The sequence below is a fragment of the Luteimonas lutimaris genome, from assembly GCF_039537065.1.
GTDB lineage: Bacteria > Pseudomonadota > Gammaproteobacteria > Xanthomonadales > Xanthomonadaceae > Luteimonas > Luteimonas lutimaris.
On record NZ_BAAAZU010000001.1, the window covers coordinates 148588 to 175129 of the forward strand.

At 71.1% G+C, this 26542-nt stretch carries 21 protein-coding genes; 10 read left to right on the forward strand and 11 right to left on the reverse strand.

What is annotated here, in order from left to right; translation table 11 throughout:
• Window positions 1–183 precede the first annotated feature (183 nt).
• Together ABD679_RS00680 and ABD679_RS00685 are read left to right on the forward strand one after the other, a co-directional pair.
• Window positions 184–765, forward strand: a complete 582-nt coding sequence (locus ABD679_RS00680; protein WP_344757995.1) for a TetR/AcrR family transcriptional regulator — start codon at window positions 184–186, stop codon at window positions 763–765.
• Entirely contained in the window at window positions 749–2206 is a 1458-nt protein-coding gene (locus tag ABD679_RS00685; protein ID WP_344757996.1) for a nitrilase-related carbon-nitrogen hydrolase, read from the forward strand. The genes ABD679_RS00680 and ABD679_RS00685 overlap by 17 nt, the downstream gene beginning before the upstream one ends.
• A gap of 131 nt (window positions 2207–2337) precedes the next feature.
• Here the strand turns inward: ABD679_RS00685 and ABD679_RS00690 are convergent, their stop codons facing one another.
• The 6 genes from ABD679_RS00690 to recC form a co-directional block, all read right to left on the reverse strand.
• Window positions 2338–3111, reverse strand: a complete 774-nt coding sequence (locus ABD679_RS00690; RefSeq protein WP_344757997.1) for a DUF3108 domain-containing protein — start codon at window positions 3109–3111, stop codon at window positions 2338–2340.
• 231 nt (window positions 3112–3342) lie between these two features.
• Window positions 3343–3966: a hypothetical protein gene (locus tag ABD679_RS00695; protein ID WP_344757998.1), complete on the reverse strand. Its 624-nt coding sequence runs from the start codon at window positions 3964–3966 to the stop codon at window positions 3343–3345.
• Window positions 3967–4059: 93 nt separating this feature from the next.
• Window positions 4060–5433 carry a hypothetical protein gene (locus ABD679_RS00700; RefSeq protein WP_344758000.1) on the reverse strand — a complete coding sequence of 458 codons (1374 nt, stop codon included), beginning with the start codon at window positions 5431–5433 and terminating at the stop codon, window positions 4060–4062.
• A 320-nt stretch (window positions 5434–5753) separates the two neighbouring features.
• Window positions 5754–7574, reverse strand: coding sequence for an exodeoxyribonuclease V subunit alpha (recD, locus tag ABD679_RS00705; RefSeq protein WP_344758001.1), 1821 nt, complete (start codon window positions 7572–7574; stop codon window positions 5754–5756).
• Window positions 7565–11206, reverse strand: a complete 3642-nt coding sequence (locus ABD679_RS00710) for a UvrD-helicase domain-containing protein (RefSeq protein WP_344758002.1) — start codon at window positions 11204–11206, stop codon at window positions 7565–7567. Before ABD679_RS00710 ends, recD begins: the two co-directional genes overlap by 10 nt.
• Window positions 11203–14574, reverse strand: coding sequence for an exodeoxyribonuclease V subunit gamma (gene recC, locus ABD679_RS00715; RefSeq protein ID WP_344758003.1), 3372 nt, complete (start codon window positions 14572–14574; stop codon window positions 11203–11205). Before recC ends, ABD679_RS00710 begins: the two co-directional genes overlap by 4 nt.
• A 410-nt stretch (window positions 14575–14984) precedes the next feature.
• On the opposite strand from recC, the gene ABD679_RS00720 reads away from it, so the two are divergent.
• From ABD679_RS00720 to ABD679_RS00745, 6 genes are all read left to right on the forward strand, one after another.
• On the forward strand, window positions 14985–15785 hold the full coding sequence (locus ABD679_RS00720) for an ABC transporter ATP-binding protein (protein WP_344758004.1): 801 nt from the start codon (window positions 14985–14987) through the stop codon (window positions 15783–15785).
• A complete protein-coding gene (locus tag ABD679_RS00725) occupies window positions 15785–16534 on the forward strand; it encodes an MlaE family lipid ABC transporter permease subunit (protein WP_344758005.1) in 750 nt (249 codons plus the stop codon). The genes ABD679_RS00720 and ABD679_RS00725 overlap by 1 nt, the downstream gene beginning before the upstream one ends.
• A gap of 162 nt (window positions 16535–16696) precedes the next feature.
• The gene (gene mlaD, locus ABD679_RS00730; protein ID WP_344758006.1) at window positions 16697–17230 is read left to right on the forward strand and encodes an outer membrane lipid asymmetry maintenance protein MlaD; all 534 of its coding nucleotides are present in this window, start codon (window positions 16697–16699) and stop codon (window positions 17228–17230) included.
• The gene (locus tag ABD679_RS00735) at window positions 17227–17883 is read left to right on the forward strand and encodes an MlaC/ttg2D family ABC transporter substrate-binding protein (RefSeq protein WP_344758007.1); all 657 of its coding nucleotides are present in this window, start codon (window positions 17227–17229) and stop codon (window positions 17881–17883) included. Before mlaD ends, ABD679_RS00735 begins: the two co-directional genes overlap by 4 nt.
• Window positions 17870–18160 (forward strand): STAS domain-containing protein, encoded by a 291-nt coding sequence (locus ABD679_RS00740; RefSeq protein WP_344758008.1) that lies wholly within the window; start codon window positions 17870–17872, stop codon window positions 18158–18160. Before ABD679_RS00735 ends, ABD679_RS00740 begins: the two co-directional genes overlap by 14 nt.
• Window positions 18161–18223: 63 nt before the next feature.
• Window positions 18224–19318: an MlaA family lipoprotein gene (locus ABD679_RS00745; protein WP_344758009.1), complete on the forward strand. Its 1095-nt coding sequence runs from the start codon at window positions 18224–18226 to the stop codon at window positions 19316–19318.
• A gap of 101 nt (window positions 19319–19419) precedes the next feature.
• On the opposite strand, the gene ABD679_RS00750 is transcribed toward ABD679_RS00745, so the two are convergent.
• Window positions 19420–20751, reverse strand: a complete 1332-nt coding sequence (locus tag ABD679_RS00750; RefSeq protein WP_344758010.1) for a DNA recombination protein RmuC — start codon at window positions 20749–20751, stop codon at window positions 19420–19422.
• Between the two features lie 112 nt (window positions 20752–20863).
• Here ABD679_RS00750 and ABD679_RS00755 point away from each other — a divergent pair, with 112 nt between their 5' ends.
• Both ABD679_RS00755 and ABD679_RS00760 read left to right on the forward strand, forming a co-directional pair.
• Window positions 20864–21421: a DinB family protein gene (locus tag ABD679_RS00755; protein ID WP_344758011.1), complete on the forward strand. Its 558-nt coding sequence runs from the start codon at window positions 20864–20866 to the stop codon at window positions 21419–21421.
• 11 nt (window positions 21422–21432) lie between these two features.
• Window positions 21433–21798, forward strand: coding sequence for a DUF488 domain-containing protein (locus ABD679_RS00760; protein ID WP_344758012.1), 366 nt, complete (start codon window positions 21433–21435; stop codon window positions 21796–21798).
• Between the two features lie 114 nt (window positions 21799–21912).
• Here ABD679_RS00760 and ABD679_RS00765 read toward each other — a convergent pair whose 3' ends face one another.
• The 4 genes from ABD679_RS00765 to ABD679_RS00780 all read right to left on the reverse strand — a co-directional run bounded on the left by ABD679_RS00765 (window position 21913) and on the right by ABD679_RS00780 (window position 26419).
• On the reverse strand, window positions 21913–22974 hold the full coding sequence (locus ABD679_RS00765; RefSeq protein WP_344758013.1) for an OmpA family protein: 1062 nt from the start codon (window positions 22972–22974) through the stop codon (window positions 21913–21915).
• 132 nt (window positions 22975–23106) lie between these two features.
• Window positions 23107–24147, reverse strand: coding sequence for a DUF5694 domain-containing protein (locus ABD679_RS00770; protein ID WP_425561824.1), 1041 nt, complete (start codon window positions 24145–24147; stop codon window positions 23107–23109).
• A 53-nt stretch (window positions 24148–24200) separates the two neighbouring features.
• Window positions 24201–25025, reverse strand: coding sequence for a DUF2884 family protein (locus tag ABD679_RS00775; protein WP_344758015.1), 825 nt, complete (start codon window positions 25023–25025; stop codon window positions 24201–24203).
• Window positions 25026–25249: 224 nt separating this feature from the next.
• A complete protein-coding gene (locus tag ABD679_RS00780) occupies window positions 25250–26419 on the reverse strand; it encodes a class I SAM-dependent rRNA methyltransferase (protein WP_344758016.1) in 1170 nt (389 codons plus the stop codon).
• Between the last annotated feature and the right edge of the window lie 123 nt (window positions 26420–26542).

Below are 26542 nucleotides of genomic sequence, written 5' to 3' on the forward strand. Positions count from 1 at the left end.
CGCCGCGTGCCTGAAGCCCCGGGCGCTTCGGACCGGGCCCGGGGCGTCCGGGCAGCGCCCGCATCCGATTCCCCGCCGGGGTGAAGGCCAAGGCGGACCCGGGTAGACGCGGATCGCTCGGGTTCCTGACCGGCCGACCTCCGATCCTTGCGCTCCTCCGGTCGATTTGTATACGCTGTATACATGACGCGTGCCCGCACCGCTGACCGCATCCTCTCCGCCGCCCGTGCGCTGTTCGAGCGCGAGGGCGCCGGCGCGGTGAGCATGCGCCGCGTGGCCGAGGCGGTCGGGATCACGCCGATGGCCATTTACCGCCACTTCCCCAACCGCGATGCCCTGCTCAAGCGCATCAGCGACGACGGCTTCAGCGAGATCGCGCACCGCTGGGAGGCGCTGCGCAGCGACGGCGACCTGGTCGCGCGGCTGATGGCCATCCAGCGCATCTACCTCGATTACGCGCTGGCGCGTCCGCACCTGTTCGACCACGCCTTCTCCGCGCCGCGCGAGGACGCACGCCGGTTCCCCGAGGATTTCAGCGCGCGCCGCTCGCCCACGCTCAACGTGGTCCACGACACGGTGGTCGAAGCGCAGGACGCCGGACTGCTGCGCGCAGGCGATCCCTGGGACATCGCGATGACGCTGTGGGCGCAGTCCCATGGCCTGGTCGCGCTCTACCGCGCCGGCCGCTTCAGCCACGACGAACGCGAATTCCGCATTTTCTACGACGCATCGCTCGGGAGGCTGCTCGATGGGCTCAAGGCCTGATCCGCTGCCGCGCTGGGCGGCCCCGCTCGCCGTGGTGCTCACGGCCGCAGGCTGGTGGCTGGCCGCGAGCCTGCAGCCGATCTGGTGGGCCGCCTGGCTGGCGCCGCTGCCGCTGCTCGCCTATGCCGCACGTACCCGCGCGTGCTGGGCCGCACTGGCCACGCTGCTGGCCTTCGCACTCGGCGGGCTGACGCTGTGGCACTACGTGCGCGAGGTGATCCAGCTTCCACCGGGCGCCTGCATCGGAATCGTGCTGATGCCGGCGGTGATGATGGTGCCCGCGGTCCTGCTGTTCCGCGCGCTGGCGCGCCGCGGCCGACCGCTGGCGGCGATGCTGTCGCTGCCGCTGGCCGCGACCGGCCTGTCGTGCGTGGCCGCGGCGCTGTCGCCGCACGGCACCTACGGGCACGTCGCCTATTCGCAGATGGACGTGCTGCCGCTGGTGCAGGTCGCCGCGGTGACGGGACTGTGGGGCATCGGGTTCGTGGTGTGGCTGTTCGCGGCGATGATCGTCGCCGTCACCCTGCCCGGACTGGCAGCAGGTGCACGCGTGCGCGCGGCCGCTGGCGGGCTGCTGGTATTCGCGCTGGCGTTCGGCTACGGCGCATGGCGCCTGCACGACGACGACGCAAGCGGGTACGTTCGCGTCGGGCTGGTCAGCATCCCGCTGCCGAGAGGCGACCAGGTCGACCTGGACACCGCATCCGGCCAGCTCGCCCTTGCCGGATACGTGACGCAGATGGACCGGCTGGCCGCGCGCGGCGCGCAGGTGGTGGTGGCGCCGGAATCCTCGCTGCTGGTGCATTCGCACGCGATCGCATCGCTGCAGGCGCTGGCCGACCGGCGCGGCGTGCGCGTGCTGATCGGCGCGGAGGACCGCAGCGATCCGCAGCGCCTGCACAACGCCGCGCTGGTGTTCGAACCCCGGACTGCGCGCCCCGTGGCCTACTACAAGCACCACTTCATCCCCGTCTTCGAGGACCGCTATACGCGCGGCACCGTGCGTACCATGCTGCCGGGCGCGCCGCGCATCGGCGTGGCGATCTGCAAGGACCTGGATTTCACCTCCACGGCGCTGGCCTACGGCAGGCGCGATGCACAGCTGCTGCTGGTGCCCGCCTGGGATTTCGATGCCGACGCCTGGCTGCACGGACGCATGGCCGTGCTGCGCGGCGTGGAAGGCGGATTCGCCATGGCACGCACCGCGCGCAAGGGGACCCTGACGCTCAGCGACGACCGCGGCCGCGTGCTCGCGCAGGCCTCGAGCGTGGGCCATGACACGCCCGTCACCCTGCTGGCCGAAGTGCCGCTGCGCGAAACCCGCACGCCCTACACGCGCTGGGGCGACGCCTTCGGCTGGCTGTGCCTGCTCGCCGCGGCCGTCCTGGCGCTGGGGCTGTCGTGGAACCCGTGGCGGGACGCGAACGCCCGACGGCCGTGACGCCAAGGCACGTCGTTTCGTGGGACGCCGCAAGCGCTCCTTCTCTTGCTGGCGGAAGGAATTGAAGTGGGGAATGGGTCACCGATAGTGTCCCGGCATCTTTTCTACTGCAGCATCGCCTTTCCGGACAGTCAGGGCGAGGCTGCTTCCGGCAGCGCGAATTCCACCACCGCCGGCACGCTCAGCAGCACCTTGGAACGGTACTGCCCGTTGTAGACGTCCTCTTCCTTGACCACGACGCGGCGCGCCTTGTCGATCCAGAACCGCTGGTAGTTGCCGCTGCCTTCCATGCCGCTTTCGGTTTCGACCAGCCAGCAGTCGTAGCGGGTGCTGCCATCGCCGCCGACGAGGGTGCGCTCGCCGACGACCGTGTAGTCGATGTCCATCGGTGCCGGCATGCCGACATCGAACAGGTGCACGCGCAGGGTGCCTCCGCGCTCGTACGGCAGCAGCGGCAACAGGGCCAGGTCGGAATGCCAGTTGAGCCACCAGCCGTCCTTCATCGTCGCAAAGCCGCGTTCGGTTGCCTCGCGGCGCTCGGCGGGCAGCTCGCCTTCGACCGTCCCCCGGCCTTCGGCGGGAACCGCCGTGGTCGTGAACGAGCCGGCCGGCCGGTTCCAGGTGGCGGTCTGCGACAGCGTCGCCAGATCGCCGGCCGCGTGCACCGTGCGTGCCGTATGCGTGATACCGGCTTCGTCCTCCCAGCTCTGCTCGATCACCCACGCATCCGCGCCATCGTCGCGCTCGCGGGTGATCGTCGAGGTGGCCAGCATCGCGCGGCTGATGCCGGAGCCGGCCGGGCCGTGGTGGTAGACCAGATAGGTCGCGGTGCCCGGCTGCAGGCGGTCGATGTGCATGTCGGCGGCGGTGACCGTCGCAAGGGCGAAGCCGAGGGCAAGGAGCATGGGGTTTCCCCGTCAGGACGTCGCCATATTCGATCGCAGCGGGCCGGTCACGGGCGAGTGTCGTAGGACAGGGTATCGATGGTCATGAAGCGTCGCCGGTGGACTTGACCCCGTTCCAGAATGACACGGGCGATGCGCCCGACTCGTCACCACGCAGCGGACCCGCGGCCTTGCGTACTGCACTGGTGCGGGCTGCAACGCGCAGCCCGCAAGCGGACAAAAAGCGAATCTCTACCGGCCAGCGACACGGTAGCCGTACTTCACGATCGCGTCGTCGACAGGGCCCGTCGACAGGTCACTGTGGCAAGCGACGAAGTAGCTGCGGACCGCACTTTCCATCGCGCCGGGGACGAAGCTCTCCGGATCGAGCGCCAGCGCCACGCGCGGCTCGTCGCCCCACTTCATGCCCGGCTGCGTCTTCGAACACCAATAGCTGACCGCACTGGGCACGGGATCCCACTCGATCGCGACGTCATCCGCGCTGTCGGGATAGTCGGGCAGGCCGCGATCCTCGCGCGAGTGATCCGAGACACCGCCGAGGACCGACCCCGCAAGCTCGACCCCGTCGCCGCTGTCGCCCACGACCTCCAGCTTCTCCCACTTCATCCAGCTGCAGGCGTCCATGTGGCAGCGCCCCTGCGTGATGCTGCCGCCCGCATCGACGAACGGCTTGAAGTCGTCCGGCACGGCAGCCTCCGGCTTCGTCTCCGCGGCCTGCGACTGCCCGGCCGTTTCAGGCGTGCTTCCGGCCTCGCCCGCTTCTGCCGCCGGCGCACCGGGATCCATATCGGGACCCGCATTACAGCCGGCCACGGCAAGCGCGACCGCTGCAATCACCCAGGACGTCTTTTCCATCATCAGCACCCGTGCGAAGAACCTGCCCGCAGGATAGTCACCGCAATTTGAACGAGCGATCAAACAGCTGCGATCCCGCGTGCCGGAGCGGTCTCATGGCGGGTAAATCCTGCCAATACAAAGATGATTCTTGCGGCTCTCCAGCAGTTCGTCGATATCGTCGCCCATGGGGATGGATGAACATCGAACAGTCGTGGGCGTCGCTGCAGCGTTCGTGAATTTCTTCCACAGGACTGCCCGGCCATCCGCCAGGGCGATCCAGTAGGCCGGTGCGTCGCCTTCTTCCACCATGACGGCGCCGCGCATCAGGCCGGGGTTGTCGCCAAGCTGTTCGATCCTGCCGAGCTGCCTCATCTGGGCAATGAACTGCTCCGCCGTTCGCTCGTTCAACCATGCATAGCCGAAGCCGTCATAGATGCGGAAATCCTCGCCGGGCTGGTCACGGATCCTGGCCGCCAGCGCGGGTGTGCGCTGCACGAGTGAAAGAGCTGCCTGCAGGCGCGCCAGGTCCGCATCGGAATTTTCGAGCGCGCTGCCCTTGAGCGGGAGCCGCACCTTCATGTGGAGGTTCTTCGGCCCATCCGGCAACCGCAGCGATGCAAAGAGCACCGGACCCAGCTGCATCCATGAAAGCCGCTTCTGTGCCCTAGCCTCCTCCACTACGAAACTCGCCTCCAGCACGCGCAGCGCATCTCCTGCCTTTACCTCTGCATCGAACCGGTTCAGGACGTCGAAGAGGCCGGCGGTCACGAGTTCATCGAGTTCGAAGTCGCTGATCGGCCCATGCAAGCGGTCCCGGTTGGTCGCTCCTTTCGGCAACAATCGCCACAGGGCCTGCGAAATCGCAGGCGAGTACGTGGGCGGCTGGCCGTCGCGATTCCATGGCAGCATCAGATATTGCTGCGATCTGCTCGAAGCCACGATTTTCGAACCATCGGACAGAGCGATCTCCACCCACACGCCGGGGTAATCATCGGTATGAAACGATCGGAATCCGGCGGTGAGCGCCGTAGCGAGGTCGCCAGGGTGGCGCAGGGTTTCGCGATACGCCTGCATCCTGCCCGCAATGGCGGGATCGATCGGGAAGTCTTCGCCGGATTCCGATTCCATCTCCCCGTCGATACGCGCCTGGACGTCCCTGTCTGGCCGACCCAGGTCCCCAGCGTCGAACTTAGCGCGCGATGGAGCTTCCATTGCGGCAACCAGCGCGGCGACGTCGCCCGTGGACGCCCGCATTGGCGGCATCGCGGTCAGCTTGCCGGCGCGGCTGCTCGTGCCCGTCATCGTGAACCCGCCATCGGAGCGCCGGACCACGAGTTCGGTAATCAGCGGTGAATCCGGGCTCAGCCCGCCCCATGTCGACCTGATCCTTATTTCATCGACGACCGGATCCGCGCCCACGGGCGCCAGCTGTGCCCACGCGCCACCGGCACACGACAGGAAGATCAACAGCAGCCAACGCTTCATCTGCCTCTCCTCAATGACCGCCATCTGTGCGCCCCGCTCTGGCTCGTCCGCGCAGGCAGGCCAAGCATGACATGAGCGACCGGGGAGCCCGGTGGAACAAGGCCGGACAGCGGCCGCGTGCGTGCGCGCTGCTCCGCATCGCCCAGTTTCGCCGCCACCCGCCCGCAGGCGTCAAGCATGCCGGCCAGCAGTCGCGCGTCGACGTCCATGTGGCCCCGTACCCGGCGCGGTTGCGCTGGTCGTAGCCTTGGCCAGTACGCGCCAGACTGCCTGGCCCAGGTCGAGCGCGTGCGGCAATACCTGGAACACGATGCCATGCCTCAACAGGTGCTTTCACCGGCCAGCCGCCACCCCAACCCCGACCACCTTGTCGCATGCCGCGCCAGTGCCGCTTTGATCACGTCCGCACTGCCCGCCACGTGCAGCGCCCGCCGCGCGCGGGTGATGCCGGTGTAGACCAACTCGCGCGAGAGCACGCGGCTGTCGCGGGTGGGGAGCTGCAGCCAGACTTCGTCGAACTCGCTGCCCTGGGCCTTGTGCACGGTCATGGCGAAGGCGCTGTCATGGGCCGGCAATGCGGCGGGGTGGAAGGCCCGCACGCCCGCGTCGCCGCCGGTGAACCAGGCGCGCACGCCGTCGCCGCCGTCGAGGCAGACGCCGATGTCGCCGTTGAACAGGCCCAGGCGGTGGTTGTTTTCGTTGACCAGGAGCAGGCGGCCGTGGAAGTACGGCGGCCGTCGCGGCCCGGCCAGGAGCTCCTCGATGCGCGCGTTCAAGGTGCGCGCGCCCTGCGGGCCGTCGCGCAGCGCGGTGAGCAGGCGCAGGCGGGCGGCGAGTGCGAGCGCCTGCTGGGCGATGTCGTGGCGGGCGGCTTCGTCGGGCGGATCTCGCGGCAGTGCCTGCAGGGCGCGCCACGGGGCCAGCAGGGTTTCGCGCGTGGTTCCGCGCAGCGGATCGGCGAGGTTCTCGTGGAAGGACACGCCGGCCGGGCCTTCGCGCAGCAGCTGCAGCACCGCCTCGGCGTCGCGGTCGCGCACGGCGTCGGCCAGCGGTGCGAGGTCGAGCGCGTCGGACTGGCGATAGCCGCGGCGCAGGTGCACGCGGTGGCCATGCAGCGGGCCGCGCGCGGCATCGTCGCCGGCGACGTGCTCGCCACTATCGGCGCCTTCGCCCGCGGCGTCGTCGATCGCGGCGAGCACGTCGCCGGCTTCGACCGAGGGCAGCTGGTCCCGGTCGCCGAGCAGGATCAGCCTGGCGCCGTCGGCCACCGCTTCGACCAGCTTGCACATCAGCGGCAGGTCGACCATCGAGGCTTCGTCGACCACCACCACGTCGTGCGGCAGCGGTGCCTGCGCGTTGAAGCGGAACGCGGGGCTGTCGGGGATCGGGCCGAGCAGGCGGTGCAACGTGGACGCAGTCGTCGGCAGCGCGTCGCACAACTCGGGTTCGATGCCGTCGGTGCGCAGCCGGGCGACGGCGTTGCGCAGGCTTTCGGCCACGCGGTCGGCGGCGCGGCCGGTGGGGGCGACCAGGGCGATCCGCGGCGGCGCGCGGCCCTCGGCGCGCGCCTGCGCGAGCAACAGCAGCAGCAGGCGCGTGATGGTGGTCGTCTTGCCGGTGCCGGGGCCACCGGTGACCAGCAGCAGCGGGCGCAGCAGCGCCTGGCGTGCGGCCTGCGCCTGCAGATTGCCGGCGTCGGCGTCCGGGAACAGCGCGGCGAACAGCGGCGCGATGGCCTCGGGCATGGCGTCGATGCCGCCGCGCGCGAGCGCCTGCAGCCGCGCCGCCAGCCGCCGCTCGTACTCGCGGTAGCGACGCAGGTACAGCAGGCCGCCTTCGAGCACCAGCGGCCGCGAAGAATCGGCGGATTCGCCGGGCGCGGGCTGCGACACCCAGGGCGACGCGGCCAGCACGGCGCGCCAGGCGTCGGCTTCGGGCCAGGCGCCGACCTCGGGCAGCAGCTGCCGCGGCTGCGCGGGGTCGAAGGCCGCGTGGCCGAGCGAGACCGCGAACGAGGCCAGCGCCGCGGCGGCCAGCACGCGCTCGTCGGTGCCCGGCACGCGCCGGCGCAGCACGTCGGCCAGCGCGAGGTCGACCGCACGCAGCGCGGGCTGCCTGCGCAGTTGTTCCATCAGGCCCATGCGCCCTCCGGCAGCGGTGGCGCGAGCAGCGCATCGGCGGCTTCGACCAGCGCGCGCGACAGTATCGGCACCGCCACGCCCTGCAGGGGATCAGCCGGGTCGAGGCCACGGCTGAAGACGTAGCGCGCGCCGCCGAAGTGGCGGTCGAAGTCGTAGCCGGGGCGGCGCAGGCGTTGCCAGCGATGCAGCGCGACCGCGTACAGCAGCGCCTGCAGGTCGTACTCGCTCGACGCCATCGCATCGGCCAGCGACGCAGGGTCATAGGCAGGCAGGCGGTTGGATTTGTAGTCGAGCACGTACAGGCGCTCGCCGACGCGGTAGGTGAGGTCGAGCTTGCCGGTCATCAGCCCCGACAGCGACGACCACGTGCCGAAGTCGCGGCGCCCGCGCAGCAGGCCGTGCGCCTGCAGCAGCGCGAGGAAGCCGGCGGTGGCGGCGTCGCGCAGGGTGAAGTGGAATTCGAGTTCGGCGATGCGGTCGCCGGGACCGAGCGTGCACAGGCGCAGGTCGGGCTCGCCGGCGACCGTCGGCAGCGGCGCGTTGAGCGTGCGCGCGACCAGCGGCGCCAGCGCGGCAATGCCGTCGTCGAGCTCGTCGTCGCGGTAGTGCTCGCTGCGCAGCGCGGCGAGCAGGGCATCGCGCTGGCCTTCGGGCGGAGCATCGCCGTCGTGACCGGCCCAGGCGGCGAAGTCGACGTGCTCCATCGCGTGGTGCAGGGCGTTGCCGAAGCGCGCGCCGCCGAAGCGGCGGTCGGCGGACGCGACGGTGTCGAGCGCGACGGCCAGGCGGCGCTCGTCGTCGGCCGGCGCCTCGTCGGCGACCACCCGCGCACCGTGCGCCTGCTGCTGGTGCAGCTGGCTGAAGCTGTGGATCCACCAGTCGCGGCGCAGCGGGCGCACGGCGATGCGCGCCGGCGGCACCGCTTCGGTCTTCGGCGGCGGCAGGCGCTGCGGCGTCGCGGGCGGCAGGCCCTCGCGCCAGCGCGCCCGCGTACCGAGCGCCTGTTGCGCCGCTTCGCGCTGCGCGGGCGTGCCCAGCAGTCGCGCCAGCGCCGTGTTGTCGTGGCTGGCCAGTCGTCCGCAGGCCAGCCACAGCGCGTCGCGCGCGCGGGTGAGGCCGACGTACAGCAGGCGCATGTCCTCGGCCTGCTCCTCGGCGACGTGCCGGGCCACCGCGCAGGCGTCCGAACCGTCGTCCCACGGCGGCGCGCCGGCGTGCGCGTGCGCGGTCTTCCACTGACGCACGCGGCCGGCATCGGTGGGATACATCGCCCACTGCGCGGGCTTCACGTGCTTGCGGCCGATGCCGGAGAACGGCAGGAACACCAGCGGGAATTCCAGGCCCTTGCTCTTGTGCAGGGTGAGGACCTGTACGCGGCCGGCATCGGACTCCAGCCGCGGCTGCTGGGCTTCGTCCTCGGCGTCGGCATCGGCGATGGCTGCGCGCAATGCGTCGATCTGGCCCTGGGTGCCGAGGCTGCGCGCGCCGGCTTCCTGCAGCAGTTCGGCCAGCTGCATGAAGTTGGAGACGCGGCGCTCGCCCTCGGGTTCCGACAGCAGGCGCGCGGCGTTGGCGGCGATGATGTCGGCCAGCAGCGCCTGCGGCCCGTGCCGCTCCCAGCGCACGCGCCAGTCCTGCAGCCGCTGCTGCCAGTCGCGCAGGGCATCGCCGTCGTCGGCCAGCGTCCTGATGCCGGCGGCGTCCTGGCCCAGCAGGCGCGTGGCCAGCGCCGCGCGCAGGCGGCGGTCGTCGCCGCCGTGGCGCAGGGCCAGCAGCACGGTCAGCAGTTCGGCGGCCTCCTCGCCCTGGTAGAGGCTGGTGCGGCCGCCGGCGACCGCGGGCACGCCGCAGCGCGACAGCGCGCGCCGCACGGCGCCGGCCTCGGCGTGGGTGCGCACCAGCACCGCACAGTCGCGCGGCTCGACCGGGCGCAGCTGCCCGCCGTCGCGGCGCGACAGGCGGCCGTCGCGCGCGGCCTGCAGGCGTTCGCGGATCGCTTCGGCGCACAGATTCGCGGCGTGTTCGATCGATTCGTCCTTGTTCCAGTCGCCGTCCACGAAGCTGCCATCCCGCTTTTTCACCTGCTTTGGCGAGATCACATGCACTTCCAGCGCGGGTGCGGCGGTGCCGTCGAGCAGGAGGTCGTCGTCGGAGGCCTTGCCGCCCGGTTCCACGTGCTGGAAATCGATGGCGTCACCCATCGCATGCTGGGGCGCCTGCTTGAACAATGCCTCGACCGCATCCAGCACCATCGGCCGCGAGCGGAAGTTGTGGTCGAGCGAGGCGACGTCGTCGGCGCTGCTGCGCGCAACCAGATAGGTGTGCACGTCGCCGCCGCGGAAGCGGTAGATCGCCTGCTTCGGGTCGCCGACCAGCACCAGGCCGCCGCGGCCGAACAACGCCTCGAAGATCGCCCACTGGCGCGCGTCGGTATCCTGGAACTCGTCGACCAGCGCCAGCGGGAACTGCGCGCGCACGGCCGCGGCGAGGGCCGGAGCGTGCACCGGGTCGGTCGCGGCCGCGTGGGCGGCGGCGATCAGGTCGTCGTAGTCGCGCAGGTGGAAGGCCTGCTTGCGCGCCACGTCGCGCGCGCGGGCGTCGGCGCGCAGCGCGTGCAGGCGCTGCAGGTCGTGCGCTTCCTGCCACGGGCCCAGCGCATGCATCGCATCGATGAAGGCGGCGAAGCTGTCGAACAGCGGCGACACCGGGGTATGCCCTGCTCCGCCCTTGCTGGTGCCTGCGAGCAGCACGTCCGGCCGGTATTTGACCAGCTTGGCGTGGCACTCCGCCGGCGGCACGTCCGGCGCGTGGTGCGCGCACCAGCGCCAGAGATCGTCGACGTGATCGGGCTTGTACTCGTTGTTCTTGAGGTGTTTGGCCTCGATCGCGCGCTGCAGGGCGGCATGCGCATCCTCGCCGTGCGCGTCGAAGGCCGCGCGCAGCGTGCGCCACGCCGTGGCGATGGCCGGGCGCGGATCGGCCGGCAGAGTCTCCGGCACCGGCGGCAGCAGCGGCTCGTCGGCCAGCAGCTGCGTGAGCGCGGCCGCCAGAGCGTCCGGCGTGCCGAAGCGCGACTGCAGGAAGGCCGTGTCGTCGACGTCATGCGCGGCCGCGCGCCACAGCGCGATCGCCAGGCGCTTGCGCGCGGCGCGGTTGCGCGCCTCGAGCTCCGCCGCGAGCAGCGGCTGCCCGGTGTCGACCGCGTGCTCGGCCAGCAGCCGCTGGCAGAAACCGTGGATGGTGTGGATCGCGGCCAGGTCGATGTCGCGCGCTGCGCCCGCGATGCGCTGGCGCAGCACCGGCAGCGACTCGCGGCCGTCGGCCAGGGCGTCGTGCAGCAGCCGGCGCAGCAGCGCCGCTTCGGCGTCCTCGCCCTCGCGCACCGCGGGGTCGCCCGGCTGCCACTGCGCGGCCATCGCCGCGGCTTGCTGCAATCGCGCGCGCACGCGGCCGCGCAGTTCCTGGGTCGCGGCGACGGTGTAGGTGACCGCCAGGATGTCGGGCACGCGCAGGCGACCGACGATCACGGCGCGGACGAACAGCCCGGCCAGCGCGAAGGTCTTGCCGGTGCCGGCGCTGGCCTCGAGCAGGGTGCGTGCGTCGAGGCGGGTGTCGAGGACCACGTCGCTCACGGCAGCACCTCGCGCGCGTCGAAGGCGCGGCCGTCGAACAGCGCGTCGAAGATCGCCCGGCTCGCGGCCTCGAGCGCGGCCAGCGAGCCGGCGTCGTGGTCGAGGAACGGATCGCGCCCGCGCAGCGCGAGTCGCGTGGCGGCATCGACTTCGGCGTGCATGTAGTCGCTGCCGATCCACTGCTTGCGCGCGGCGTCCAAGCCATCGCTCTGGCCGTCACGGACCAGTTCGAAGCCGCTCTTGGGCAGGAACGGCAGCGGCGCGATCCGCATGCGCCGGCGCAACGCCACCAGCGCGCGCAGCGCGGCGCGCGCGTCGGCGACCGGCGGCAGCAGCACTTCCGCCAGCGCGGGCGGCTCACCGCCGCGCTCGCCGGGCAGCAACTGGTGCAGGCGCAGCCCAAGCCCCGCGGCCACCAGGCCGTCGAGCCGGTGCCGCAGCGCGTGCCCGCCGTGCATCCCGCCCTTGCGCAGCGCCACCCGCAGCAGGCCCTGCGGATACACGCCGCGCAGCTGGCCGACCAGGACGGTGTCGTCGGCATCGCCTTCCGCGAGCGGGAGCCGCACCGGCAGCGCCTCGCCGTCGCCTCGGAAACCGGCATCGAGCGCGGCTGCCGCGAACGGTTCAACGTCATCGAGCAGCGCCGCCAGCGTCGCCACGCCGTCGGCACCGGGCGCCACCAGCGCGCGGGCCAGCAGGCGCGCGTGCAGGGCACTGGCGTCCGGCCGTGCGCCGTCGCGCAGCCATGCCTCGAATGCGTGCACCCGCAGGCCATGCGCAGCCAGCGGACCGGGCGCGCCGAAGGGCTCGTGTTCGTCCAGCGCCGGTTCGTCCTCCGGCAGGCGCAGGCCCAGCCCCTCGCGCAGGTAGTGCGCCGGCGGGTTGGCCAGCGCCCGGCGGAGCGCGTCGATGGCGAGCACCCCGTCCTCCTGCGTGCCGTCCGCGGCTGGCACATCGCCGCCGGTGCTGCCGTCGCGCGGCGCGAACGCCGGCAGCGCCGCCATTTCCGGCGCCACCTCGATGCGCCAGCGCTGGTCGAAGCTGAAGCGGCGCGGATCGCCCGTCGCCTCGTCCACGTGCGCGGCGCCGAACGCCGCAGGCGAGAACGGCTGCAGCGCATGCCGCACCACCAGCGCCTCGCGCACCGTGTCGGCATCGCCGGCGTGATAGCGCACCGCGGTGTCGAGCAGCTCGGCCACCACCGAGGCCGGCTCGCGCGCGCTGCCGTCGCGGGCATCGAAGCCCTGCCAGCTCAGGTAGAACGTGCGCGCGGCCGAGGCGAACAGCTGCAGGAAGAGATAGCGGTCGGCCTCGCGCCGCGCCGGATCGCCCACCCGGCGCTCGGTCGAGGCCAGGCCCTGGACGATGCGGTTGAGTGGATCGCGCGCATCGGTGCCGGGGAAGGCGCCATCGTCCATGCCGAGCAGGCAGATCACCTGGAACGGGATCAGCCGCATCGGCACCATGCGCCCGAAGCAGATGCCGCCGGACAGGAACGGCGCGCGCGCATCGGCGTCGTGCAGGTCGGCCAGCAAGTGGTCGCGCACCACGGCGTGCGTCACGGGCGCGTCGAATCCCGCTTCGGCCGCACCGTGCGCGAAATCGCCCAGCGCCTTGCGCAGCCGCGCCAGGGTGCGCGCATCGGCGGGGTCGCGCGGCTCGTCGCCGAACATCTCCAGCAGCAGCCGCTCCAGCCGCGCCGCCCATTCCTGCGGCGAGTGCGGCCCGGCCAACGCGCTGGCGGCCAAGCGCAGCCGTTCGACCACGCGCAGGAAGGCGTCCAGCGCCTGCGTCGACTGGCCCTCGAGCGCCGGCCAGGGCGCCGCGCCCGCGATTTCTCCTTCGTCGCCCGAGGCGTAGCCCAGCAGCAGCCGCTCGAGTGCGAAGCCGAGGCTGTAGGCATCGGCCGCGTCCACGGCGGCAGCGGTGCCGTCGACGACATCGAAGCCGGCGCGCGCGCCCGCATCCTGCAGCCAGGCCTGCAGGCTGCCGCGCATCGCGTCGTCGATGTCGAAGCGTGCGGCGACCGCGGGCACCGCGACCAGGTCGAGCACGTCGGCCAGGCTCGGCGCGCGCAGCGGCAGGTCGAGCAGCCGCGCAAAGGCGTCGGCCATCGGCTCGTCGGCCAGCGGGCTGGTGTCGGCGATGGTGTACGGCAGTTCGCGCGCGCTGCCCAGCGCACCGCCGAACACCGCCTCGATGTGCGGCGCGTAAAGATCGATGTCGGGCGCCAGCACCGCGATGTCGCGCGGCTGCAGGCGCGCCCCGCCCGCGGGGGCTTCGGCTTCGAGCAGGGCGCGCAGCTGGTCGTGCAGCACCTGCACTTCACGCAGCCGCGTATGGCAGGCGTGGAACTGCAGGCTGGCATCGTCGCGGTCGACGGTCGCGCGCGGCCAGGCGGCTGCATCGGCACCCGCCAGCGGTTCCACGTTGTCGAGCACGTCGCCCTGCAGCCGGCCGAGCAGCGTGCTGCGGTCCGGTTCGACGAACGCCTTCGCCTCGTAATCGGCATGCACCGCCTCGCCGCCGCCGAGCGCGGCGACGAAATCGCGCTCGGCCTGGCCCCAGGCCGCGAGCAGCGGATTGCCCGCGGCGAAGGCGCCGTCGTCGGCCGGTACGTAGTCGTGCGCCCAGCGCCCGAGGTCGCCCCAATAGGCGCGGCTGGGCGTGTGCAGGTAGAACTGCTGGCTGCCCGCGCGCGCCTGGCTGGCGATCACCTGCAGCACGTCGGGCGAGACGTTCTGGCAGGCGAACACCGACAGCCGCGGCGGCAGGCCTTCTGGCGCCCGCGCGCCAGCGCCGCCGAAACGCGCGAGATAGTCGCCGATGCGCCGCGCCCGGTGCGCGCGCCCGGCGGCGACCTGGCGCCAGAGCTGCGCCTGCGGATCGTCGGGTTCGGCCCCTGCCTCCCAGCGCAGCAGCAGGTCGCGGCGCCAGGCCTGGTACTTCTCGAACGCTTCCGCCTGCGCGCAGGCCAGCGACCACGCCCGGCGCCCGTCCCCGCCGTCGCCGGCGAGGAAGTCGCGCCACGCCGCCGGCGGCGCGTCACCCAGCAGCCGCAGCAGCGACCAGCGCAGGCTGTCCGGACGCAGGCGGTCGCCCTCGGGCACGCGGCCGAGGTTGGCGTCGAGCGCCAGATCAACCAGCTCGCCCGGCGTCAGGAAGGCAACGTTGGCGCAGATGCCGTTGCGCTCGGCCAGGAACTGCTGCAGCCAGCGCCGCATCGAGAACTGCGGCACCAACACCACCTCGGCCCGCAGCCAGTCGCCGCCGCCCGCCGGCGCGCGCAGGTGCTCGGCCAGCACGCCGGCAAGCACGTCTAGGGCATTGGAGTGATAGAGGCGGAAGTCGCCCGCGCTTGCGGCCATGCGGCCATGATGCCGGAGCCTCGTCGCATGCCGCGATACGAATATGTCGGGCTGGCCGGTTGCATACGCTGTTTGTGGGAGCGACTTCAGCCGCGCGCCTTTCCAGCCGCCAAAGTCTCTGGATCCCCACCGGCGCGGGAATGACGGTCTGTGGGAAGTCCGCATCGCGGCCTCGCCGAAGCTGCGCCCTGAAAGGGCGCGCAGAAGCGGCGGAAGCCGCGAGCTTTTGCCTCCGTCGACACCCCGGGTAAACCTCGCGGCTTCCGCCGCTCCTACGGGCTGGGCCGAATTGCGTCATAATTCCTGTACCGTCCGGTTCACTCACTCCGGCCACGTTCAGCCGGTTTTGTCCAAGCTGCGCGGACTTGCGCCCGCAGCCCGTGGCGCTCCCCCTCCAATCCCGGCCCCGCATGTCCCCCGACACGCCCCCGCAAGACATCGCCGTGCGCCTGACCGATGTCCGCCTGGACCGCGGCACGCGGACCGTGCTGTCCGGGATCGACCTGACCGTGCCGCGCGGCAGCATCACCGCGGTGCTGGGGCCGTCGGGCAGCGGCAAGTCGACCCTGCTGGCGGCGCTGACCGGCGAGCTGGTGCCGGCGGCGGGCCAGGTGGAAGTGCTCGGCCAGGCGGTGCCGCAGCGCCAGCGCGCGCTGCTGGAGCTGCGCAAGGGCATCGGCGTGCTGCTGCAGGGCAACGGCCTGCTGACCGACCTGACCGTGGCCGAGAACGTGGCGCTGCCGCTGCGCACACATACGAAGCTGCCGCGGCCGGTGATCGACCGGCTGGTGGCGATGAAGCTGCACGCGGTCGGCCTGCGCACGGCCGGCGACCTGTATCCGCGCGAGCTGTCCGGCGGCATGGCGCGGCGCGTCGCATTGGCGCGGGCACTGGCGCTGGATCCGCCGCTGATGGTCTACGACGAGCCGCTGACCGGGCTGGACCCGATTGCGTCGGGCGTGATCATGAGCCTGATCTCGCGGCTCAACGACAGCCTCGGATTGACCAGCATCATCGTCACCCACCACGTGCACGAGACCCTGCCGGTGGCCGACCGCGCGATCGTGATCGCCAACGGCCGGATCGTGTTCTCGGGCACGCCCGCGGAGCTGGAGGCGACGACCGATCCACTGGTGCTGCAGTTCCTTCGCGGCGAGCCGGACGGGCCGATCGCCTTCGATACGGCCGAGCGCAGCCGGGAGACCGCTTGATGCCCTTCGTCGCCGCCACCCGCTCGCTCGGCCGCGCCGGGCTGTTCTCGCTGTCGGTGCTGCGCGCGTCGAAGCCGACCGCGGACTTCTTCGCCGAACTGGTGCGCGAGATCTACAAGATCGGCGCGCGCAGCCTGCCGATCATCGCGGTCGGCGGCGCCTTCGTCGGGCTGTCGGTGACGCTGCTGGGCTACCGCGCACTGGAGACCTATGGCGCGGCGAACCAGATCAGCGCGCTGGTGGGGCTGGGCCTGTACCGGGAGCTGGCGCCGGTGCTGACCGCGCTGCTGTTCATCGGCCGCGCCGGCTCGTCGATCGCGGCGGAACTCGGCCTGATGCGCGCCACCGACCAGATCACCGCGCTCGGGCTGATGGCGATCGACCCGGTGGCCAAGGCGGTCGCGCCGCGCTTCTGGGCGGCGGTGATCTGCGTGCCGCTGCTGACCGGCTTCTTCTGCAGCCTGGGCATCACCGCCAGCTACTTCGAGGCCGTGCACGTGCTGGGCATCGACGCGGGCACGTTCTGGCAGGTGCTGCGCGACGCGGTCGACTACCGGCACGACTTCCTGGTGGCGTTCCAGAAATCGGCCGTCTTCGGCGGCACCGCGGCGCTGGTGGCGGCGTACGTGGGCTACCACGCCGAACCGACCATCGAGGGCACCTCGGTCGCCACCACGCGCGCGGTCGTCAACGCGTCCTTGCTGGTGCTGATGTTCAACTTCGTGCTGTCGGCGCTGCTGTTCCGCTGATGGATACCCGGGAAGAGCTTCCTGCCACGGATCACGCGGATGGACACGGATCGGGAAGTCCAGTGCAGGAAGGCTTCATCCGCGTGATCTGCGGCAAGAAACACCCATGGATTCCCGCGTGCGCGGGAATGACGACTGAGGGATTTTTGTGAGGACTCCAACATGACAACCCGCGGTCCACGTCTCGAATTCGCAGTCGGTGCGTTCCTGCTGCTGGCGCTGGCCTCGCTGCTGGTGCTGGCGATCGCCTCGACCAACGGCAAGTTCGGCTTCGGCGGCGACACCTACGCGCTGACGGCGCGCTTCACCAACATCGGCCCGCTGCGGCCGATGGCGCCGGTGAAGATCGGCGGCGTCACCATCGGCCGGGTCGGCGACATCACGCTCGACCCGGTCAAGCTCGATTCGGTGGTCACGCTCGACATCGACAAGCGCTACCAGGAACTGCCGATCGACACCTCCGCCGGCATCCTCACCAACGGGCTGCTGGGCGAAAGCTACGTCGGCCTGCAGCCCGGCGGCGACCTGGAGAACTTGAAACCCGGCGAAGAGATCGCATTCACCACGCCGTCGGTCGACATCATCCAGATGGTCGGCAAGTACATGTTCAGCGGCGGCGGCGACAATGCCGCGGCCGCACCGGATGCCGGTGCCGGCATGCAATCTCCCTCCTCCACGGAAGAAACCCAGCCATGAACCGCAAGCTCATTCCCCTTCTCGTCGCCGGCGCGCTGCTGGCCACGGTGCCGGGCCTGGCGCCGGTGCAGGCCGCACCGCAGGCCGATGCCGGCGTGCGCGTGGCCTCGCCCAGCAAGATGGTGCTCGACAACAGCGAACGCATCCTGTCCACGCTGGAAAGCCGCCGCGCCGAGTTCAACAGCAACCCGGCCGCGCTGCGCCAGTTCGTCAGCAGCGAGTTCAACAACATGTTCGACCGCGACTACGCGGCGCGGCAGGTACTCGGCCGCCACGGCCGCGGCGCCTCGGACGCGGACATCAAGGCCTTCGGCGACGCGCTCGCCGACAACCTGATGCAGCGCTACGGCTCGTCGCTGCTGAACTTCAACACCAGGCTGCAGGTGCGGGTGAAGTCCGAAACCCCGCTGCCGCGCGGGCTGGGCGTGAAGGTCTCCAGCGAGATGATGCGCAGCGACGGCGACGCGATCCCGGTCGATTACCTGATGCGCCAGTCCGGCGGCCAGTGGAAGGTGTTCGACGTGCTGGTCGAAGGCGTGTCGTTCGTGCAGACCTTCCGCCAGCAATTCGACCAGGAGCTGCAGAACAAGTCGATCTCGCAGGTCGCCGCCGAGCTGCGCAAGGGCCAGCTCAACGCGAATGCCGACAAGTAGCGCCAGCGCCCGGCGTGACGGCGATGCGCTGGTGTTCACCGGCGCGTTGCTGCGCGACGACGTGGCCGCGCTGTGGCGCCAGCTGCCGAAGACGCTCGACGGCGTGCGGCGCCTTGACGTGGGCGCGGTCGAACGCATCGACAGCGCCGGCCTGGCGCTGCTGGCCGAGCTGGCCGCGCGCGCCGGCAACGCCGTCAGCGTCAACGGCGCGCCGACGGGCCTCGCCGAGCTGCGCGCGGCGTACCGGCTGGACCCGTCGCTGGGTTTCGCGGCCTGAGCGCGGCGCGATGACGCGCATCCGTATCCTGTTCCTTCCCCCGATCCAAGCGAGTCCCGCCCCATGACCCGCCACGCTGCCTTCCGCGCGCTGCTGTGCGCTTCGCTGGTCCTCACCCTGGGCGCCTGCGCCAGCCACAGCGGCGTGCGCGACGACGCGCCACCGCCGCCGGTAGGCGCGGTGCAGGACGCGGGCGACCCGACCACGGCCGCCGCGGAAACCGTCCCGCCCTACCTGGCCGATGCGGACGCAGCCGTCGGCGCGGCGCCGTACGACGCGGCGCCGCAGGCCGACACCGCACAGGACCCGGTAGCGCCGGCACCGCAGGACGACGCGTCCGGCAGCGCCGCGCCCACGCAGGCCGAACTCGACTACGCCGCGATCTACGGCGAACCGCCCTACGACCCGGTCTACGACGACACCCTGCCCGCGCCCGCGCAGCTGCCGAAAAGCTACGATCCGTGGGAGGGCATGAACCGCCGCGTGCACCGCTTCAACAACGCGGTCGACCGCACCATCGCCAAGCCGCTGGCCAAGGCCTACGTGAAAGTGGTGCCGCGACCGATGCGGCTGGGCGTGAGCAACTTCTTCCACAACCTCGGTCAGCCGGTCAGCGCGCTCAATGCGCTGCTGCAGGGCAAGCCGAAGCAGGCGGCGCAGTCGATGGGCCGCTTCCTGCTCAACAGCACGCTGGGCATCGGCGGCATCTTCGACCCGGCCAGCGACGCCAGGCTGCCCAACCGCAGCGAAGACTTCGGCCAGACGCTGGGCGTGTGGGGCTGGAAGACCTCGCGCTACGTCGAGCTGCCGCTGTTCGGGCCGCGCACGGTGCGCGACAGCTTCGGGCTGGTGGGCGACGGCCAGCTGTCGCCGATCCGGCAGGTTGAGGACGACAAGACCCGCGTGTTCCTGCAGGGCCTGCAGCTGGTGGACGTGCGTACGCAGCTGTTCGCCGTCGACAGCATGCGCGAGGGCGCGGTGGACGACTACGCGCTGGTGCGCGACGCCTGGCTGCAGCGCCGCAACTACCAGATCTTCGGCGAACGCGAGCAGGAGAGCGAGGACGACGCACTGCCCGACTACCTGCGCGAGGACAGCGCCAACCCGACGGTGCCGGTGGATGTGATGCCGATCATTCCGGGCGCGCCGACGAACTGATCCCCTGCAGGAGCGGCTTCAGCCGCGAGCTTTTCCCGGGACAGGCAAAGATCAAAAACTCGCGGCTGAAGCCGCTCCTGCAAGAGAAGAGCAGGCGCGCATCATTCGCCGTCTTCGCCCAGCAGCTTCTTCGCCTCGGCGCCCGGCAATGTCTCCACGCCCTTGAGCTGCTTCTCGATCGCGCGCGTGCGCACGCCGGCGGCCTTGATGCTGTTCTGCACGGTGTCCAGCTGCCCGTGCGCCTTCTCGAGCACGCCGGCGAACTTGCCGAACTCGGCCTTCACCGCGCCCAGCAGCTGCCAGACTTCGCTCGACCGCTGCTCGATCGCCAGCGTGCGGAAACCCATCTGCAGGCTGTTGAGCAGTGCCAACAGCGTGGTCGGCCCGACCAGGGTGACGCGGAACTCGCGCTGCAGCCCGTCGAACAGCCCGGGCCGCCGCAGCACTTCGGCGTACAGCCCCTCGGTGGGCAGGAACAGCAGCGCGAAGTCGGTGGTATGCGGCGGCGCGAGGTACTTGTCGCGGATGCGCTTGGCTTCCACCCGCACCTGGCGCTCCAGCGCCGCGGATGACGCGGCGACCGCGTCGGCGTCGGCACGGTCCTGCGCGTCCATCAGCCGTTCGTAGTCCTCGCGCGGGAACTTGGCGTCGATCGGCAGCCGGATCGGCTGGTCGGCGTGGGTGCCGGGCAGCTTGACCGCGAATTCCACGCGCTCGCTGCTGCCGGGCACGGTGACGCAGTTGGTGTCGTACTGCTCGATGGTCAGCACCTGCTCGAGCAATGCGCCCAGCTGTACCTCGCCGAAGGTGCCGCGGGTCTTGACGTTGCTGAGCACGCGCTTGAGGTCGCCTACGCCGGTGGCCAGCTGCTGCATTTCGCCCAGGCCGCGCTGCACCGCCTCCAGCCGTTCGGACACGATCTTGAACGAGGCATCCAGGCGCGTGTTGAGCGTGGACTGCAGCTTCTCGTCGACGGTGGCGCGCATCTGTTCGAGTTTGGACGCGTTGTCGGCCTGCAGCTTCTGCAGCTGCGATTCGAGCGTGGCGCGCATCTCGCCGATGCGCTGCTCGTTGCGCTGGGTCAGCTCGGTCAGGCGCTGGCCGAGGGTGTCGGCGAAGCGCTGCTGCAGGTCGGCACCCTCGCTGCGCGCCTTGCGCGCGTCCTCGGTCAGCGCCTCGCGCAGCACGTCCAGGCGCTGGTCGGTGCGGGTACTGAACTCGGTCAGGCGCGCGCCAAAGCCCTCGATGCGCTGCGACTGCGCCGACGACAGGCTGTCGAGCTGCTGGCGCAGCTCGCCGCGTCCGTCGCGCTGTTCCTCGCGCAGGGCGGCTTCCAGCGCGCGTTCGGGCTTGCGCAGCAGCAGCACGACCAGCAGGACGATCGCCGCGCACACGGCGACCAGCAGGAGCAGCAGGAGTTGGGTATCGGACATGCCGCCAGTGTAAGCGCGACGGTCGCAGTGGTTGCGACCCGGGAGGCCGTGCTGGCGGGCGCGCCGGCGCGGCGCGACAATGCGGGCGGCCTGTCTTCACGGGAAACCTGGCATGCAGCCGCACTTCGCACTGCTGGCGTCGTACAACCGCTGGATGAACGAGCGCCTGTACGCCGCGGCGGGCACGCTGTCGGCCGAAGCACTGGCACGCGACCGAGGCGCGTTCTTCGGCTCGATCCTGGGCACCCTCAACCACCTGGTGGTGGCCGACACGATCTGGCTGCAGCGTTTCGCCAACCTGCCCGGCCGCGACGCGATACTCGCGCCGGTGCGCGCGCTGCCCACGCCGCGCGCGTTGGACGCGATGCCGTTCCCGGATTTTGCCGCGCTCACCGCGCACCGCCGCTGGCTGGACGACATCATCGAACGCTGGGTCGCGGACCTGGGCGACGACGACCTGCGGCAGGTGCTGCGCTACGCCAACACCCGCGGCGACCGCTTCGGGCGCGAGCTCGCCTCGCTGCTGGTGCATTTCTTCAACCACCAGACCCACCACCGCGGGCAAACCACCACCTTGCTGTCGCAGGCCGGCGTCGACGTCGGCATCACCGACCTGCTGGCGCTGATTCCCGACGCGGGTGCGGACGCCGCCCCGCCCCATCCCCACTGAGGAGGCCGCCCATGGAACTGCGCAGCAAGCGCGCCTACCTGCCCGCCGAAGACGCCGACGGCAACCGGGTGCTGGTCGACCGGCTGTGGCCGCGCGGCCTGTCGAAGGAAACGCTCGGCGACGTGGCGTGGGTGAAGGCCGTCGCGCCCAGCGACGCGCTGCGCAAGTGGTTCGGCCACGATCCGGCGAAATGGGACGAGTTCCGCAAGCGCTACTTTGCCGAGCTTGATGCCAATCCAGAAGGTGTCGCCGCGCTGCGCGCGCAGCTGTCGCCAAAGGGGCGCAACACGCTGCTGTTCGGCACGCGCGAGGAGCAGCACAACAACGCCGTGGCGCTGTGCGAGTACCTGCGTGCGCACCGCGAACACCGGCACTGACCGGCGAGCGGCTGAGGGAAACCGGCGCAACCGGACCCTGGTTTGTGGGAGCGGCCCATCACGATATGCGGCGCAGGCGCGGTGTTTCCACGCGCCAGTCCGCCGCGCCTGCAATCAGCGCTTGACCAGCTCCACCCGGCGGTTTTCGGCGCGACCGGCCTCGGTGCCGTTGTCGGCCACCGGCCGGCTGTCGCCGTAACCCCGGGCCTGCAGGCGCGCGGCGTCGGTGCCGCGCGCGACCAGTTCGGCGACCACCGACTGCGCCCGGCCTTCGGACAGCACCTGGTTGTGCTGTCCGTCGCCGGTGTTGTCGGTATGGCCGTCGATCGACAGCTGCAGCGACGGGTCGTCCTGCAGCAGCTGCACGACCTGGTCGACCTGCGGCTTCGACGACGCCTCGACCTGCGTGCTGTCGGTGGCGAAGTTGACCTGCAGCGCGACCTTGCCGGTGGCGTCCAGGCTCTGCTTCATCGCACTGGCGTCGATCAGCTTGGCCGTCGGCTCGAACGGCGCGGTTTCCATGATGATCCAGTTGCCCGAGGCGCTGTTGGTGACGAAGTGGACCCAGATGTTGCGGTCGGCCCTGCGCAGGACATATACGGTCGCCGGGCGGTTGTAGACGTCGCCGAGGCCATCGATGTGGCCCTGCTTGGTGTCGCTGTCGAGCTGCTTGATCCACTCGCGCGGGATCTTCGAGGAAGCGACCTCGACCGCACCGACGCTGGTGAGCAGCGTTTCGATGTTCTTGCGCAGCTCGAACTCCGACCAGGTCTTGTCCCTGGCCTTGCGGATCCGCGTCTCGTAGCTGCGGCCCTCGACCCACTCGAAGCCCTCGCCGGTCCAGAACGGGAAGCGCGCGTAATCCATCTGCACCGGCTTGTTCATCGGCTCGTAGCCGGCCGGCAGCGAAAAGTACGGGAACTCGCCCAGCGGCGCATCGGAGACCAGGATCTTCCCGATGTCGAACGCAGCCGCCGGCGCGTCTGCGTCTGCGTCCGCTGTCGCATCGTCGGGAGCGGAGGCGTCCGCCGCGGCGTCGGGCGCGACGGGTGCCGGTTCGGCGGACGGGGTCGCGGCGTCGGCCTCGACGGCGTCTTCGGCGGTGGGAGGCTTCTGGCAGCCGGCCAGCAGGACGGCGAGGACGAGCAGCGGTGCGATGCGCGCTGACAGTTTCATGGGAACTCCTTGTCGGCGGGATGTTGCGCGGGCGGATCTGTGCCCGCGCGCCGGTTCAAACCGGCGCGGCAGGATACCCCGTCGCGATGGCGCATTCCCAGCACGCCGCGGACGCGCCGGCGATGGCTGGCATCATTCCAGTGCCCGCCCCGCGTCGACGATCTCCACGCCCTGCATCTGCCCGAGCAGGCTGTCGAACCACGGCTTGTGCGTGGCGCCGACGACGGCCAGCGCGCGCGTGCCCGGATGGTCGCCGAGCACGCGGCGGATGTTGGCGACCATGTGCAGGTTGCGGCCTTCCCAGCCGGCCACGTAGCGCTGTCCGAAATGCTGCGGCGAGGTGTCGCGCAGGGCCGCGCCGAAATCCGACTCGACCCGGCGCTGGAGGTTGCCGGGGGCGTTGATGAAGCGGTACAGCGCCAGCATCTCGCCCTGCCTGGCCAGCGCATCCTCGCGGTCGCGCATCGGTTTCGCGCGCGGCGCCGCGGCGGCCCAGAGCGCCGAGATCGCCTTCCCGTACGCCTCCGGCGTGCCGCCGAGATCGACGCTGTCGCCGGTGTGGTCGTCGACCGGATAGACCCGCGGCAGCCCCAGTCGCGCGGCAAGGCGCGCGGCGATCTGGTCGTTCTCGTTGCCGCGGTCTTCGCGCGCGCGCAGACCCTGCACCAGTACCTCGTCCAGGCCGTCGCCGGCATGGCGCGCGGCCTCCGGCAGCTGCCACCACTGCACCATCGCCGAGGCCGGGTCGCCCGCGGCCAGGAACAGCGCCGCCAGGTGCCGGCGCTGCGCGTCGGACGGCTGGTCCGGCCAGGCCTGCAGGATGCGCCGGACTTCCGCGATCGCCGCCGGTACGTCCAGGCCGGTGGCGGTCTCCGCCTTCGCGGTGTCGGGGCAGTACGTGTCGACGTCCTCGGGCAGGTACACCGTGGGATGCCGCTTCATCAGGTCGCAGGTTTCGCCGGACAGCGCTTCGATGGTGATCACGTCAGGCCGGTAGGCCGCAAGTTTTTCCAGCAGCGGTTGCAGCGAGTCCGGCTTGAAATCGGCGCCTTCCGGCAGCTGCGACAGGTGCACGCTGCCGAGCACCAGCACCTGCGTGCGCGGACCGGCCAGGTCGCGGTCGAGCACGTCGAGGTCGACCTGCGCCTGCGCCACCCCGCACGCCAGCAGCAGGACACCGACGACGCGGGCAAGCGGGCGACGATCGCTTCGTGCGGACCGGGCGGTCACGGCTCGTCAACCGCGATGGCGTCGTGCCCGGTGTCGCCGTTCGATGCGACGCTCCGCGCGGGAGGCGTCTCGGGCTCCAGCATCACCAGCGGCTCGCCGCGGTAGCGGTATTCGAGCGCGTCCTGCTGCCCGCGCAGCGCGACGACGTGCGTGCACAGCCCCTGCGCCCGCCGTTCGAGCTCGGCGGTGCGCGCTTCCAGCAGCTCGTCCATCTCCGCGTCAAGTTTGTCCGCGCGCGCCTCCAGCTTGCCGGCGCGGCCGGTGAACACCGCCCACAGCACGCTGCGGGTGAGGCTGCCGGTCATGTCCTCGACAACGCGTTCCACGTTGCGCTCGAAGTCGCCGCCGAACACGTCCTGGTCCCAGCGCCCCTTGCCCAGGCTGCCGTCGATCTGCGCCAGCGCCTGCTTGCGGTGGCGGTCGACCTTGCGTGCCTTGCGTTCGCTGCCGGTCATCGCGCGCATCACGCCGCTGAGCGCGTCGAAGGTGATGTCGACCGAGCCGCGCGCGACGTCCGCGACCTGCGGCATCAGCGCGCGCGCCTCGTCCTCCATCGTCCGCAGGCGCCGGGCGTCGGCGTCGCTGACGGCCTGCACCTGGCGGTCGACGCTCAGCGTGCCGTCGTGGAAGAAGATTTCCTTCGGCACGCCGTCGTGGCGGTACAGCCACACGCCGCCGCCGTCGACCTGCACGTTGTAGGGCGTGGACAGGCCGCACTGGTGCGAGGAGAGCTCCGGCGACTGCACGGCGCCGTCGTCGGCGCGCGCTGCGCCGGCGGAAAGCGCGAGCAGGCAGGCGGTGGCGAGGAGGACGTGGCGCATGTTCGATCCGGCGGGAAGTGGAATGCGTGCAGGATCGTGGCGTGGCGCCGGTGCGGGCGCGTGCGGAAAGTCATCCGCATGACGGAAGTCATGGGGACCGATGACGCACATGCAGAAGCGGCCATGCGGAGAGCAATTGTGGGAGCGGCCATGGCCGCAATGCCGTCATGCCAATCGCGGCCATGGCCGCTTCCGCAACTGCGTCCGCGGCGTGGCCGGGAACCTCAGTCCAGCACGCGGCAGAACACCGCCTTGAGGTAGCGCGACTCCGGCACGTTGGCCAGGAACGGATGGTCCGCGCCCGCACCCGCCACCTTCAGCACCTGCAGCGTGCGCCCGGCGTAGTAGCCGGCGCGGCGCAGCATGTCGAGGAACTGGTCCTCGCCGACCAGGCCGGTGCACGAGAACGTCGCGAACAGTCCGCCCGGCTTCACCACGCCGAGCGCGAGCTTGTTCATGTCCAGGTACTTCTTCAGCGCCGGGATCACCTGCTCGCGGTCGCGGGTCATCTTCGCCGGGTCGAGGACGACCACGTCGTACGCGTCGCCGTTGCCGGCCGCGTCGCGCAGCCAGGGGAAGATGTCGGCCTGCACGAAGCGCAGGCGCACGTCGTTGAGCTTCGCGTTGCCACGGGCGATGTCGAGCACGTCCTGGTCGATGTCGACGCCGGTCACCTCGCTCGCACCGCGCACCGCCGCGTACACGCCGAAGCCGCCGGTGTTGCAGCACAGGTCGAGCATGCGCTTGCCCGCGACCTGCTGCGACAGCCACTGCCGGTTCTCGCGCTGGTCGGCGAAGAAGCCGGTCTTGTGCGCGCCGGCCGGGTCGGCGCGGAACTTCACGCCGTGCTCGGTGATGATCGCGGGCGCGGCGGGTTCGGTGCCGCGGAAGTCGAACGATTCCTGCTTCTGCACGTGCTCGTCGGCGAACGCGTGGAAGCGGCAGCCGGGGAACTGCGCGCGCAGCGCCTCGTAGATCCACTCGCGGTGGCGGAACATGCCGGCGCTGAAGAACTCGACCACCAGCAGGTCCGCGTAGCGGTCGACCACCAGGCCCGACAGGCCGTCGCCCTCGCTGTGGACCACGCGCCACGCGTCGGAGACCTCGTCGAGCCGCAGCACCTCGCGCCGCAGCCGCACGGCCTCGGCGATGCGATGCGCGAACCACGCCGCGTCGATGGCCACGTCCGGATCGGCCTCCAGCATGCGCAGTGCGATACGCGAGTGGCCGTTGTAGAAGCCGCGCCCGATCCAGGTGCCGTCGACGCCGACCACGTCGACGATGCTGCCGGGTTTCGGCCGCTGCGCGGGCTTCTCCACCAGTTTCTGGAAGATCCAAGGATGGCTGCCGCGCCAGGCATTGCGCAGGCGGATGGTGGGGATGGCGTCGTTCATGCGGGCATTATCGCCCGCGGCGCACCGCACTTGCTGGAGCGGCTTCAGCCGCGGGCCTTTCCGTCGCCGAAGCCGCTGGATGACCACCTGCGCGATGCATGGCGCGGCGCCCCTGTGGGAGGG